This window comes from Mycobacterium scrofulaceum, from assembly GCF_002086735.1.
Taxonomy (GTDB): Bacteria; Actinomycetota; Actinomycetes; order Mycobacteriales; family Mycobacteriaceae; genus Mycobacterium; species Mycobacterium scrofulaceum.
This window is the reverse complement of sequence record NZ_MVIJ01000007.1, coordinates 42,126-53,964: the sequence shown is the minus strand read 5'-3', so window position 1 is coordinate 53,964 and position 11,839 is coordinate 42,126. Positions and strand designations below refer to the sequence as shown.

At 67.9% G+C, this 11,839-nt stretch carries 14 protein-coding genes and 1 tRNA gene; 12 read left to right on the top strand and 3 right to left on the bottom strand.

Features of this window, described 5'->3' with window-relative positions:
* Window positions 1-555 (top strand): putative glycolipid-binding domain-containing protein, encoded by a 555-nt coding sequence (locus tag BST44_RS06730; RefSeq protein WP_083176136.1) that lies wholly within the window; start codon window positions 1-3, stop codon window positions 553-555.
* Here the strand turns inward: BST44_RS06730 and BST44_RS06725 are convergent.
* Window positions 518-1,462 (bottom strand): prephenate dehydrogenase, encoded by a 945-nt coding sequence (locus BST44_RS06725; protein WP_083175959.1) that lies wholly within the window; start codon window positions 1,460-1,462, stop codon window positions 518-520. The two genes, BST44_RS06730 and BST44_RS06725, sit on opposite strands and share 38 nt — an antisense overlap.
* Window positions 1,463-1,592: 130 nt before the next feature.
* On the opposite strand from BST44_RS06725, the gene BST44_RS06720 reads away from it, so the two are divergent.
* The 3 genes from BST44_RS06720 (at window position 1,593) to BST44_RS06710 (ending at window position 2,688) form a co-directional block, all read left to right on the top strand.
* Entirely contained in the window at window positions 1,593-2,114 is a 522-nt protein-coding gene (locus BST44_RS06720; RefSeq protein WP_083175957.1) for a tRNA adenosine deaminase-associated protein, read from the top strand.
* Window positions 2,111-2,569 carry a nucleoside deaminase gene (locus BST44_RS06715; protein ID WP_083175955.1) on the top strand — a complete coding sequence of 153 codons (459 nt, stop codon included), beginning with the start codon at window positions 2,111-2,113 and terminating at the stop codon, window positions 2,567-2,569. The genes BST44_RS06720 and BST44_RS06715 overlap by 4 nt, the downstream gene beginning before the upstream one ends.
* Before the next feature lie 29 nt (window positions 2,570-2,598).
* Window positions 2,599-2,688: transfer RNA gene (locus BST44_RS06710), tRNA-Ser, on the top strand.
* Between the two features lie 75 nt (window positions 2,689-2,763).
* On the opposite strand, the gene mtf2 is transcribed toward BST44_RS06710, so the two are convergent.
* Window positions 2,764-3,606 carry a fatty-acid O-methyltransferase Mtf2 gene (gene mtf2 / locus BST44_RS06705; RefSeq protein ID WP_083175953.1) on the bottom strand — a complete coding sequence of 281 codons (843 nt, stop codon included), beginning with the start codon at window positions 3,604-3,606 and terminating at the stop codon, window positions 2,764-2,766.
* A 241-nt stretch (window positions 3,607-3,847) separates the two neighbouring features.
* Between mtf2 and BST44_RS06700 the strand changes: the two genes are divergently transcribed.
* Window positions 3,848-4,327, top strand: a complete 480-nt coding sequence (locus BST44_RS06700) for a CAP domain-containing protein (RefSeq protein ID WP_208619739.1) — start codon at window positions 3,848-3,850, stop codon at window positions 4,325-4,327.
* A 36-nt stretch (window positions 4,328-4,363) separates the two neighbouring features.
* Here the strand turns inward: BST44_RS06700 and BST44_RS06695 are convergent, their stop codons facing one another.
* Complete coding sequence (locus BST44_RS06695) at window positions 4,364-5,497, bottom strand: glycoside hydrolase 5 family protein (protein WP_083175951.1); 1,134 nt, start codon at window positions 5,495-5,497, stop codon at window positions 4,364-4,366.
* Between the two features lie 232 nt (window positions 5,498-5,729).
* Between BST44_RS06695 and BST44_RS06690 the strand changes: the two genes are divergently transcribed.
* The 7 genes from BST44_RS06690 to BST44_RS29445 all read left to right on the top strand — a co-directional run bounded on the left by BST44_RS06690 (window position 5,730) and on the right by BST44_RS29445 (window position 11,282).
* A complete protein-coding gene (locus tag BST44_RS06690) occupies window positions 5,730-6,116 on the top strand; it encodes a DUF2237 family protein (RefSeq protein ID WP_007166756.1) in 387 nt (128 codons plus the stop codon).
* Between the two features lie 63 nt (window positions 6,117-6,179).
* Window positions 6,180-7,442, top strand: a complete 1,263-nt coding sequence (locus BST44_RS06685; RefSeq protein WP_083175949.1) for a sulfotransferase family protein — start codon at window positions 6,180-6,182, stop codon at window positions 7,440-7,442.
* A gap of 27 nt (window positions 7,443-7,469) precedes the next feature.
* Window positions 7,470-8,711 (top strand): MBL fold metallo-hydrolase, encoded by a 1,242-nt coding sequence (locus tag BST44_RS06680; RefSeq protein ID WP_083175947.1) that lies wholly within the window; start codon window positions 7,470-7,472, stop codon window positions 8,709-8,711.
* Window positions 8,708-9,457 carry an SDR family NAD(P)-dependent oxidoreductase gene (locus tag BST44_RS06675; protein WP_083175945.1) on the top strand — a complete coding sequence of 250 codons (750 nt, stop codon included), beginning with the start codon at window positions 8,708-8,710 and terminating at the stop codon, window positions 9,455-9,457. Before BST44_RS06680 ends, BST44_RS06675 begins: the two co-directional genes overlap by 4 nt.
* A 15-nt stretch (window positions 9,458-9,472) precedes the next feature.
* Window positions 9,473-9,952 (top strand): VOC family protein, encoded by a 480-nt coding sequence (locus tag BST44_RS06670; protein WP_083175943.1) that lies wholly within the window; start codon window positions 9,473-9,475, stop codon window positions 9,950-9,952.
* 1 nt (window position 9,953) lies between these two features.
* A complete protein-coding gene (locus BST44_RS06665) occupies window positions 9,954-10,925 on the top strand; it encodes an LLM class flavin-dependent oxidoreductase (RefSeq protein ID WP_083175941.1) in 972 nt (323 codons plus the stop codon).
* Window positions 10,926-11,027: 102 nt separating this feature from the next.
* Window positions 11,028-11,282, top strand: coding sequence for a hypothetical protein (locus BST44_RS29445; RefSeq protein ID WP_142274384.1), 255 nt, complete (start codon window positions 11,028-11,030; stop codon window positions 11,280-11,282).
* Window positions 11,283-11,839 lie beyond the last annotated feature (557 nt).

The following is an 11,839-nucleotide window of genomic DNA, read 5'->3' as shown; positions in this document are numbered from 1 at the left end:
ATGCTCACCTGGCGTGCACAGGACGTATCGCGGATGGAATCGGTACGAATCCAGGTGTCCGGCAAGAGAATCCGGGCGAACGGCCGCATCGTCGCCGCCGCCACCGCAACCAACCCGGCATTCGGCGCGTACTACGACCTGCAGACCGACGAGACCGGGGCCACCAAGCGGCTCGGGATGACGGTCACGCTCGCCGAACGCGAACGCGTGCTGTCCATCGCCCGTGACGAAGAGAACATGTGGTTGGTCACCGACCACCAGGGCGAGCACCGCGCGGCCTACAACGGCGCGCTCGACGTCGACGTCGTGTTCAGCCCGTTCTTCAACGCGTTGCCCATCCGGCGGCTCGGCCTCCACGAGCGGGCGGACTCGGTCACGCTGCCGGTCGTCTACGTCCACCTGCCCGACATGTCCATCACCGCGGACCTCGTGAGCTACACCAGCACCGGCGGCCTCGACGGCATCAAGCTGCGCTCGCCGGTCGCCGACACCACGGTGAGCGTCGACGAAGAGGGATTCATCGTCGACTATCCAGGGTTGGCAGAGCGGATCTGATCACGCCGCCCGCCCTCCCGGCGGCGGCCAGCTCCTCGCGCCAGTCCTCGCTGCCGATGAGGACGTGGAAGATGTCGGAACGCGGGAAGCTGTCGTAACGCGTGCGGGCGGCGTGGCCGGCCTCGACCAGTTCGGCGACCCCGTTGTTCGCGACCAGCGACTCGCGGGCCCGGCTGAGCAGCTCGATGACCCGGTCGGCCGCCGGCAGCAGCTGGTCGGAATTGCCCTCGCACATCGCCCGCACCAGGTCCGGGGCGGTGGCCGCCACCCGCGTCCCGTCGCGGAACGATCCGGCGGCCAGCGCGAACGCCAGCGGGACTTCGCCGGCGACGACGGCCAGCGCCTCGGCCAGCAGGTGGGGCAGGTGCGAGATGGCGGCGGCCGCGGCGTCGTGGTCGTCGGACTTGGCCGGCACCACCACCGCGCCGCAGTCCAGCGCCAGCGTCATCACCATCGACCACACCGCGGGGTCGACGTGGTCGTCGACGCTGACCACCCACGGCGCCCGGGTGAACAGGCCCGGGTGGCCGGCGGCCCAACCCGAATGAGCTGTGCCCGCCATCGGGTGACCGCCGACGAAACGTTCCTGCAGACCGGCCGCGACGACCTCGTCGAGCACCGCCCGTTTGACGCTGGTCACGTCGGTCAACGGGCAGTTCGGGGCCAGTTCGGCGATGTGGGCGAGCATGCCGGCCATCGCCGGCATGGGCACGGCCAGGACGATCAGTGCGCCGGTGTCACGCGCGCGGGTCAGCGTCGCGGTCAGGTCGGTGGTCGCGTCGAAACCGTCGGCGACGGCTCCCTGCGCGCCCTCCACCGACCGGTTGTAACCGAACACTTCGCGGCCCGCCGCGGCGGCGGCCCGCATGATCGACCCCCCGATCAGCCCCAGCCCGAGCACACACACCGGTGGTTGAGAAACAGGGCTAGCCACAGATCAAGGTTGGCACAGTCCGGCGCCGGCGGTACGGCCAGATGTTGCCCCGCTCGCGCTCCATCTGGTCATGGGGCGTGGTCTGGGACTACCGTAAGCGGCCATGGGAGCACAACGGGCCCCAGCCCAAGGCCTGTCCGCCGATATACCGGACGGTTTCGGCGTAGCGGTCGTGCGCGAAGAGGGCCAGTGGCGGTGTGCCCCGATGGCTCGCAAATCACTGATGAGCCTCAAGGCCGCGGAGACGGAGCTGCGGGAATTGCGCAGCGCGGGCGCCGTGTTCGGGCTGCTCGACGTGGACGACGAGTTCTTCGTGATCGTGCGCCCGGCGCCGTCGGGGACCCGGCTGCTGCTGTCGGACGCCACCGCCGCCCTGGACTACGACATCGCCGCCGAGGTGCTGGACAAACTCGATGCCGACATCGATCCCGAGGACCTGGAAGACTCCGACCCGTTCGAGGAGGGCGACCTCGGACTGCTGTCCGATATCGGGCTGCCCGAGGCGGTGCTGGGCGTCATCCTCGACGAGGCCGACCTGTACGCCGACGAGCAGCTCGGCCGCATCGCCCGGGAGATGGGTTTCGCGGACCAGTTGTCGGCGGTGATCGACCGCATCGGTCGGTGATCGCTGACGAAGACCTGATCCGCTCTGCGTTGGCGGTCGCCGCGACGGCGGGTCCCCGGGACGTGCCCATCGGCGCGGTGGTCGTCGGCGCGGACGGAACCGAACTGGCCCGCGCCGTCAATGCCCGGGAAGCCCTCGGCGATCCCACCGCGCACGCCGAGATCCTGGCGCTGCGGGCGGCGGCCGCGGTGCTCGGCGACGGTTGGCGGCTGGAGGGCGCCACGCTGGCGGTCACCGTCGAACCGTGCACCATGTGCGCCGGCGCTCTCGTCCTGGCCCGCGTCGGCCGGCTGGTGTTCGGCGCGTGGGAGCCCAAGACGGGTGCCGTCGGCTCGCTGTGGGACGTGGTCCGCGACCGGCGGCTCAACCATCGCCCGGAAGTGCGGGGCGGCGTGCTCGCCGAGGAGTGCGCGGCACCCCTGGAGGCATTCTTCGCCCGGCAGCGATTGGGGTGAGGGGGCGTCGGTTCGGTAAGCTGCTCGGCGGTGGCGTGTCCGAGCGGCCTAAGGAGCACGCCTCGAAAGCGTGTGACGGCTAACACCGTCCGAGGGTTCAAATCCCTCCGCCACCGCCAACGCCTCCAAGGCGTTCTCGCACATGGGGTTGCCTGCGCCACCGGGGCGAGGCAAGCCCGCCCCGGGGGTCCGGCTCATGCCTTCGCGAAGCAGTACATCCGGTATTGCGTGAGGCCCCCGTCGCGCAGGTCCTCGTACGTCTTCCACACGAACCGGTAGCCGCGGGTCAAGGCGAACCTGCGCGCGAATGACGGTACGAGGGCGTTGACCACCGTCATCCACCACTGCGAGTTTTTCTCCATCCCGCGCATGACTTCGGGGCTGATCACCCTCTGCGACAGGATCCGCATCGGCGCATCAGCCAATTGCGCGTCCCACGCGGCAAGTCCCTCAGTGAGGCGGAAATCGGCGTACAGAAAATGCCCGTTCGGGCGCAGCACACGCGCGACCTCTGTCAGAAAGCGGGGAAACCGAGCGTAAAGGTGTGAGGATTCGATATTGATCACCGCATCGAAGGATTCGTCTGGGAAGGGCAGATTCTCGGCGTCGCCTTGCACGAACTCGAGGCCGGCCACGTTGTGTCTTTCCCGGCAAAATTCAATGCCGTCCGAGTTCAAATCCAGTCCCGTGTATGACGCCGGGTGAAACGTGCGCATGAGGTAGGAGGCTCCACCGCCGTGGCCGCAACCGACCTCCAGCACGTGTTTACCGCGGAGATCGACCTGAGCCGCCGTCCGGTGGTAGAGCTGGATCGGGAACCGGTTGGGCTCGTCGGGGGGCGAGAGCGGCACGCCCATCGGCGGGTCCTCTTCGTAGCCGTAGTTGAGGAATACGATGTCGTTCGCCGCCAGCCGACGGGTCAAATAACGGTATAAAAACCTCTGGTAGATGTACTCGTGAACGTATTGCGCGTACTTCTCGTTGACCTTACGAAGAAGCTGGCGACGAACGTCGCGCTCTTGACCCTGGAGCGCCATGGCCGGAGCATAGCAAAAGCCGGCGTGATTCTGATCACATCGAACTTGTTCGACGAAATCCCGAATTCCGCCTGGCCGGCGACGGTTCCCGAATTTGCTGTGACCGTCAGGGAAGGCCCCTCGCGAGGGCCCGTCACCGCCGAAGACCGCCCGCTGCTATCTGCCGGTTCCTGGTCGTGCTCGGTCGTAGGTGGATAGCATTGTTCCACCGACAACTGCGAGGCACGCGGCAAGAGGCCACATGACGAAGAAACTCGAACTCGTCGTCATCTTCTGCTTTTGTGGTGTCCTCATTGCGACTCCGGGCACCGTTGCTGAATTCGTTGCGCACGCAGACGATTCCGCTGCTGTCCTGTACAGCGGCGTCAACGGGCTTCGTCAGCCTTGCGGGCCACTCACGGACGACCCGCGCTTGCGGGCGGCGGCGCAGCGGCACGCCGACGACATGCTGCGCACCGGCTTGAGCGGCCACATCGGTTCCGACGGCTCTTCGCCGCGGACGCGCATCGCAGAAGCCGGCTATACCAGGCCCCCGGCCACGGGTGAGATTGTCTATTGGGGCACCGGATCAGCGGCGAATCCCATGCAGGCCCTCGACTCGTGGATGCAAAGCCCCCCACACCAAGGGATCATCGTGAACTGCGCTTTCACCGCGGCCGGCTTCGCCACCGCCACTGACGGCAACAAGATGACCGTGGTGGGTGACTTCGCAGCTCCGTAAGTCCTTGCTGATGCACGCCACCGGTTGGGCACCGGCTCAAGCCTGACTTCCGGCTAGCTTTCGGGTCGTCAGGGCTTCGGTGTCCTGGAAGGGACGGCCATCGGGCCGGAGCAGGTCGTGGAACCAGACCTTCGGGATCGTGGTGTACGGGTGATCCCACGATTCCCAGGGAAAGTAGGTCTGGGTCTTCCCCGCGACCAGGCCCCAATTGATGGCACCGACGTTGTGGCGCTTGGCCACCGGGAGAATTCCCTCCACGGTGCTGCCCCGGGGCCGGGCCATGTACTCGGTGCACAGGATCGGCCGGCCCAGCGGGGCGAGCTCGCCGATCCGCGATTCGAATCCCGCGGGGTCGGCGTAGGAGTGGAACGTGATGACGTCGGCGTTGGCGAGCTGAATATCGCTGATCGCGCTGCGGCCCTGGGGTTCTCCCCAATCGCCGCGCCACACGCCGCTGGTGAGGGGCTGGCTGGGGTTGACCGCGCGTGCCCAGCGGAAGACCTGGGGAAGCAGGTTGGCGACCAGCTGATCCTTGTCGCTGCGTTCGGCATTCTTGTACTGCCGGGCGGGGTTGTCCGGCTCGTTCCACAAGTCCCAACCCAGAATCCGGTCGTCGTTGCGGAACTGGGTCAATACGGCGGTGACGTAGTCGTGCATGACGCCGGCGTAACGCGGGTCGCCGAGCCGTTCGGCGCCCGGGCTCTGCACCCAGCCGGAGTTGTGCACCCCGGGCCTTGGTGCGCGTTGCGGTCCCGCCCGGGGCGCCGGATCCCAGCACGAATCGAAGAAGACGAACAGCGGTTTGATGCGATGGCGCGCGGCGATGTCGACGAACTGCGCGAGCCGCGTCTGGAAGCCCCGCTGGTCCTGAGCCCACAGCTGATCGTGCAGGAACACCCGGGCGGTGTTGTGCCCGTAGAACCTGGCCCACCCGAGCTCGGTGTCGATGCGCCGCGGGTCGTAGGTGTCGGGCTGGAACATCTCGAGTTGGTTGATGGCGGTGGAGGTGATGTAGTTCGATCCGACGAGGAAACCTTGCGCCTGGTACCAGCGGTTCGCGCGGTCGGCGGGCCACCGTCCCGCCTCCTCGGCGGAGGCGCGTGGTGCCCGCGCGAGCGCGGTGCCCGCTGCCAGCAGAAGTGGCAGCTTGAGGGCCGTTCTTCGGTGCACGATGTGACGATAAATTTTCCCGGCGAATTCCCCGGGATTTGCTCAGCGCGTCGCGCCAGCTTGAGGTGGTAATTGTTACCCGCCCGTCATCCGGCGCCGTGCGCGGCGTCCGCCCGCCGGGCGCCTACCGCATGGCGGGATAGCCGGCCCGCATCGGGGCCGGGCAAATTCGCCCCGGCGCAGACGGCAAATGTGCTTCAAACTTCACCCCCGAGAGCGCGATACTGAATCCGTGCCCGATCGAAACGTGTTAGGCGGTCCGTTGGAACCGTGCGGCACGGAGCCACTCACCGGCTACTACCGCGACGGTTGCTGCTCGACCGGGCCCGAAGACCTCGGCCGGCACACGATCTGTGCGGTCATGACGACCGAGTTCCTGGAGCACCAGCGTTCGATCGGCAACGACTTGCTGACCCCGGTCCCCGAATACCGGTTCCCCGGCCTGCTGCCCGGCGACCGCTGGTGCGTCACCGCGCTGAACTGGCTTCGTGCGCACCAGGACGGCTGCGCCGCGCCGGTCGTGCTGGCCTCCACGCACGAGCGCACCCTCGAGGTGGTGCCCCTCGAGGCGCTGCAGGAGCACAAGGTCGACGTGCCGGACGACTTGGCGAACCTGTAGGGACCCTGGCGTCCAGCGTCTGTGTCATAGTCTCTTGCGACGACACGTCGAAAAGAGGATCCGGTGGGCTCTGCCGTTGATGACATCGACTTCGACGACCTGACCGCGCCCGAACTGACCGACGTCCAACGCCAGATCCTGGAATTCACCGAGGCCAGACGCGTCGACTTCGACCTCGACCGGATGCGCGCGGAGGCGGAGAGTCAGGCAGGCGTCGACGATCTCGACGACGTCGACGGCTTTGAAGACCGGCTCGCCGCGCACGTCGCCGCGATCGAAGCCGACGAGGGACTGCGCCAGCTCACGCGCTCGTCGCTGCGGCAGCGCGTCGTGCGATTGCTGCGCAACCGGTTGTCCCTGACCGATCTCCTCAAGCGGTATCCCGAAATAGGGGCGATCCCGATCGAGAACCCGTTCATCGTCGTCGGGATGCCACGATCGGGCACGACCCACCTGGTGAACCTCGTCGCGGCCGACCCGCGCCGGCGTGCCCTGCCCTACTGGGAGAGTCAGGAACCCATCCCCGCCCGCGGCGATGGCCCGGGCATCTCCGGTGTCGACCCGCGATACGCGCGCGCCAAATCCGAGCACGACGCGCTGATGGCGAGCGCTCCGCTGGTCGCCGCCATGCACGACCGATTCCCCGAGGCGATCGAGGAGGAAGTCGAGCTCCTCGACCTCGACCTGGCCGCCTACGTCCTGGAATGGCATGCGCGGGTCGCGGATTGGCGCGACTACTACCTGGGACTGGACCAAACCCGGCACTACGCATACCTGAAGAAGGTGCTGCAGGCGCTGACCTTCCTGCGCGGTCCCCGGACCTGGGTGCTGAAAAGCCCCCAGCACTGTGAGCAGCTCGGCCCGCTGATGGCGACATTCCCCGACGCCACAGTGGCTTTCACGCACCGCGATCCCGTCGCGGTGATCCAGTCGGCGATCACGATGATGGCCTACTCCGATCGGCTGCGCCGAACGAGCATCGATCCGGACTGGTTGCTGAACTATTGGAGCGACCGGGTGCACCGGCTGCTCGACGCCTGCGTGCGCGACCGCGACCTGGTGCCGGCCGAACGCAGCATCGACATCAGTTTCCACGAACTGAACGGCAACGAAATGCCGGTGCTCGAGCGGCTTTACCGGTGCGGCGGCGTCGAACTGACCCCCAAGGCCCGCGCGCGCTTCCAGAACTACCTGGACGGCAATCCGCGCGGCAAACACGGCCGCATCCACTACGACCTGCACCGGCACTTCGGCATCACCGCCGACGAGTTGCGCGCGCCTTTCGGCTTCTACTTCGACAGGTTCGACGTCCATGCGGAGGCCTAGCCGGCCCAGGGGAAAGGACACGCCGGCATGAGCTTCGAACCGGTCTACCGCAGCAGGCCCGGCGCCGACGCCATGCGGCCCGCTGCCGCCGACCGTGCCGAGGAGATCGCTCCCGGGCTGTGGTGCTCGCCGGGGCTGTCAAATTCGTACCTGCTCACCACTGGCGAGGGCCGGGTGATCGTCAACACCGGCATGGGTTTCGAGGGCCCGGTGCATCGCGCGAACTTCGACGCGGTCGACTCCTCGCCGGTGCGCTACATCATCTTCACCCAGGGCCACGTCGACCACGTCGGGGGCTTGGACAGCGTCCGGGACCCGGACACCACCGTCGTCGCGCAGGCGAACTGGACACTGTGGCGCGACGACAACGAGCGCCTCATCCCCTATCGCGCCAGCCGGAGCGCCTTCGCGTTCAAGGACACTCTGGTGAGCGGCATCCAGGCGATCCAGCGGCGCCTGGGTAGTACCCGGTTGGCCGGCCAGAGCGCCCCCGTCGTCGACATCGACTTCGAAGACACCCTGGACCTGGAGGTCGGCGGCCGGCGGATGGAGCTGATCTCCGTGCCGGGCGGCGAAACCACCGACTCCCTGGTGGTGTGGCTGCCGGCCGAGCGAATCTGCCTGTGCGGCAACGTCTTCGGCCCGCTGTTCGGGCACATCCCCAACCTGGTCACCATACGCGGCGACCGGTATCGTGACGCGCTGACCGCCGTCGCGTCGGTGGAGCGGGTGCGCGACCTGCGGCCCGACCTCCTGGTCACCGGTCACTTCGAGCCGATAGCGGGTGCCGAACGCATCCACGCCGAGCTGGCCCGGTTGCGCGACGCGATCCGCTACGTGCACGACCAGACCGTGGCGGGGATGAACGCGGGCAAGGATGTGCGCACCCTGATGCGCGAGGTTACCTTGCCCGCGGAATATGAAGTGGGACAAGGCTATGGCAAGGTGGCCTGGGACGTGCGGGCCATCTGGGAGAACTACTCCGGCTGGTTTCACCACGAGTCGACGACCGAGCTCTATCCGGTCGGATTCGACGCCGTCGCCGCCGACGTGGTCGAGCTGGCCGGGGCGGAAGCATTGGTGGACCGGGCGCGGGGGCACCTCGGCGCCGGCCGCCCGCTGCAGGCGATCCATCTGGCCGAGCTGGTGGGTTCCGGCCACGCCGGGGCGCGGGCCGTGCTGCGCGACGCCCACGAACAACTCCTGGCCGGCAGCACCAACTTCTGGGAATGCGCCTGGCTCAAAAACCAGATAGCGAGGAATTCATGACGGCGCGCGTGAGCTTCGACTTCACCGGGACCACGGCCCTGATTACCGGCGGCACCAGCGGAATTGGGCACGCGACCGCCCTCCTGTTCCGCGACGCGGGGGCGCGCGTCACCGTCACCGGGACCAAACCGCAGGCGGACGCCTACGCGGCCGACCTGTCCGGCATGGGTTACCAGCAGCTACAGATCAGCGACCCCGGCTCGGTCGACGCGCTGGCGGAAAAGTTCACCCGCCTCGACGTACTGATCAACAACGCCGGCGCCAATTTTCCCGGCGGCCTTGACGAATCGAAGCCGGACGGGTTCGAGGCGTCGGTCGCGCTGAACCTCACCGGACCGTACCGGTTGACGGTCGGCCTCTACCGCGCGTTGAAGGCGTCGACCGCGGCCGGCGGTGCCAGCGTGGTGAATCTGGCGTCGATGTCCGCGCTGCGGGCGGTCCCCTTGGTCCCCGGCTACGGCGCGGCCAAGGCCGGGATCGTCTGTGTCACCAGGAACCTCGCCGTCAAGTGGGCGAATAAGGGCATCAGGGTCAACGCCGTGGCGCCGGGCGCGATCGAAACCCCGATGACCGCGCCCATGCTGGGCTCGGCAGAGCTGGTCGAGTCCGAGCTGGCGCATATCCCGCTGCGCCGCTTCGGTTCCGTCTCGGAGATCGCCCCGACGATCGCCTTCCTGTGCACCGAGCAGAGTAGCTATACCAGCGGCGCGGTGTTCGTCGTGGACGCCGCGTCGGACTGCGTCTGAGACCCGAGGAAAGACATGGCAATTGCGTTGCGACCCGAGGACTTCTATCACACCGGCATCATCGTGCCGGATCTCGGCGCGGCCATGAGCCGGCTGAGCGCGCTTGCGGGCTACCGGTGGATCGCCCCGATGAGCTACACGTTGCCGTTTCGCACCCCCACCGGCGTCCGCGAGCTGACGTCGACGATCGTCTACTCCTTGCAGAGCCCCCACGTCGAACTCGTGCAGGAGGTGCCCGGCAGCCCGTGGACCGCCGCTCCCGGCAACGCCGTCCATCACCTGGGCTATTTCAGCGACGACCTGTCCGAGAGCGCCCGGGCGCTGGAGGCCAATGGCTTCACACTGGAGATGACCGCGGACGTGCCCGGCTCCGACCTCGGGCTGTTCGCCTACTACACGGATGATTTCGGCGCCCGCATCGAGATCGTCGACCGCTCGCTGTTTCCCGACTTCCCCGCCTTCCTGGAGTCGATGGCCGGGCCAGGGGAGGCGTGACGTGCTGTTGTCGGTGCTGCGCTTCAACTTCGCCTCCCCGCACGGTGAACCCCGCACCCAGAGCGCGCTGCTGTCCGCCGCCCTCGAACTGGCGCAATGGGGAGAGTCGCACGGCGTCACCTCCATCAGCGTCGACGAGCATCACGCGACCGGCCACGGGTGGAGCTGCAATCCGATCATGGCGGCGGCGATGTTCCTGGCCCGGACCTCGACGCTGATCGCCAGCGTGGACTGTGCGCTGGGCCCGCTGTGGAATCCGGTGCGGCTCGCCGAAGACATCGCGCTGGTCGACAACATGAGCCGGGGAAGGCTGCACACCACCGTGGGTCTCGGCTACCGCACCGTCGAATACGACGCGCTCGGGGCCGATTTCGCCCGCCGCGGTGCGTCGATGGACCTCCTGCTGGAGCGCATGCTGTCGGTGTGGTCCGGTGCCGATGCCGACGCGGGAGTGTGCACCGGCACCTGGAGCCGGCCACATCCGCCGCTGTACGTCGGCGGCGGAGCGCGCGCCACGGCGCGCCGCGCGGTGCGGTTCCGGTTGCCGCTCAGCCTGGCCGACCACCTGCCCGACATCGCCGCCTACTACCGCGAACTGTGCGCCGACGCCGGCATGACGCCGCTCATCCTCATGCCGGGCCCGGTTAACCACGGAATGATCTTCCTGCACGACGACCCGGACCGGGCGTGGGCGGAACTCGGTGACCACATCCTCTGGGAGGCGGTCACTTACGGCGGGTGGTCGACCGATCAACGGTCGCTGATGCATTTGCCGGGAGTGCAGACGCTGGACGAGGTCAGGGCGTCGGGCCGGTATCGCTTCCTGACCCCCGACGAGTTGATCGCCGAAGTGCGCGACGCCGACAATTACGGGCCGCTGGTGTTGCACCCGCTTGTCGGGGGCATGCCCGTCGACGAGGCATGGAAATCGGTCCAATTGCTCACCGATGAGGTGTTGCCCGCGCTGGGATGACGTGATGGAGATCCACTCCTCCTCGGCTTCTCGCTCGTGAATGCGACCGCGAATTGCGGGTACGCGATCAAAGTACGAGCCGAGATGAGAAAAGGAGGTCTCATGACATCTCGTGTAAGCAAGGCCGCCGCGGTGCTCGGCGGCGCCGCCGCCCTGGGTCTGGGAATCGGCTGCACCACGGGCACAAGCGCTTCGGCAAACGGTGCGCCCCCGGCCCCGGCGCCGCCGACTTCATCCAGGCCGGCGCCACCACCACCGTTGGTGGTTCCCCAGCGCCAACAATGCGACGCCTACTACTACTGCCGCGGCAACGGACTTTCCGGCGCGGGTGGTGGGGGCGGCGCCGGTGGCGGCTGAGCCATGCCCCGGCAACCACGAAGAGGAACGACGATGACGAAAACGCAAGCGAGAAAAGCAATTGCAACATTGGGCGGTGCCGCCGCGCTGACGATCCTGTCCGGCTGCGGCGCGCAGACGCCCGCAAGCGGTGCACCAGCGGCGCCGACCGTACCCACGACGTCCAGCCCCGCCCCGCCACCGCCCTCACCTCCGCCGAGCAATCCGGGCCGCGTCCCCGATAGCGGCTGCATAGCCGGCGCCAATTGCTAGTGATGATTGCGCATGCCGAGACCGGGTATGCGGCCAAGCATGAAACTTGAAGTGAGAAGAGCTCTGGCGCTCGTTGGCGGCGCCACCACCCTCGGTCTGGCGCTCGCCTTCGGCGGCGGCGCTGGCGAAAACACACTGGCAGGTCACGCGCCCGAGGCGCCGCCCGCGCCCACATCGTCGAACCCGGCACCCCCGCCGCCACCGCCCGCTCCAGGTGGTATTTACGGTGGCGGCGGCAGCGCCGGGAGCGGCGCGGGTGGTGGAGGCGCCGCCGGTGGTGCCGGTGGCGGCGGTGGAGGTGCCGG

Coding starts and splice junctions, on each gene's coding strand:
- BST44_RS06730 (WP_083176136.1), top strand. CDS start 1: ATGCTCACCTGGCGTGCACAGGACGTATCGCGGATGGAATCGGTACGA.
- BST44_RS06720 (WP_083175957.1), top strand. CDS start 1,593: ATGGGAGCACAACGGGCCCCAGCCCAAGGCCTGTCCGCCGATATACCG.
- mtf2 (WP_083175953.1), bottom strand. CDS start 3,606: ATGGCGCTCCAGGGTCAAGAGCGCGACGTTCGTCGCCAGCTTCTTCGT.
- BST44_RS06700 (WP_208619739.1), top strand. CDS start 3,848: ATGACGAAGAAACTCGAACTCGTCGTCATCTTCTGCTTTTGTGGTGTC.
- BST44_RS06680 (WP_083175947.1), top strand. CDS start 7,470: ATGAGCTTCGAACCGGTCTACCGCAGCAGGCCCGGCGCCGACGCCATG.
- BST44_RS06675 (WP_083175945.1), top strand. CDS start 8,708: ATGACGGCGCGCGTGAGCTTCGACTTCACCGGGACCACGGCCCTGATT.
- BST44_RS06670 (WP_083175943.1), top strand. CDS start 9,473: ATGGCAATTGCGTTGCGACCCGAGGACTTCTATCACACCGGCATCATC.
- BST44_RS29445 (WP_142274384.1), top strand. CDS start 11,028: ATGACATCTCGTGTAAGCAAGGCCGCCGCGGTGCTCGGCGGCGCCGCC.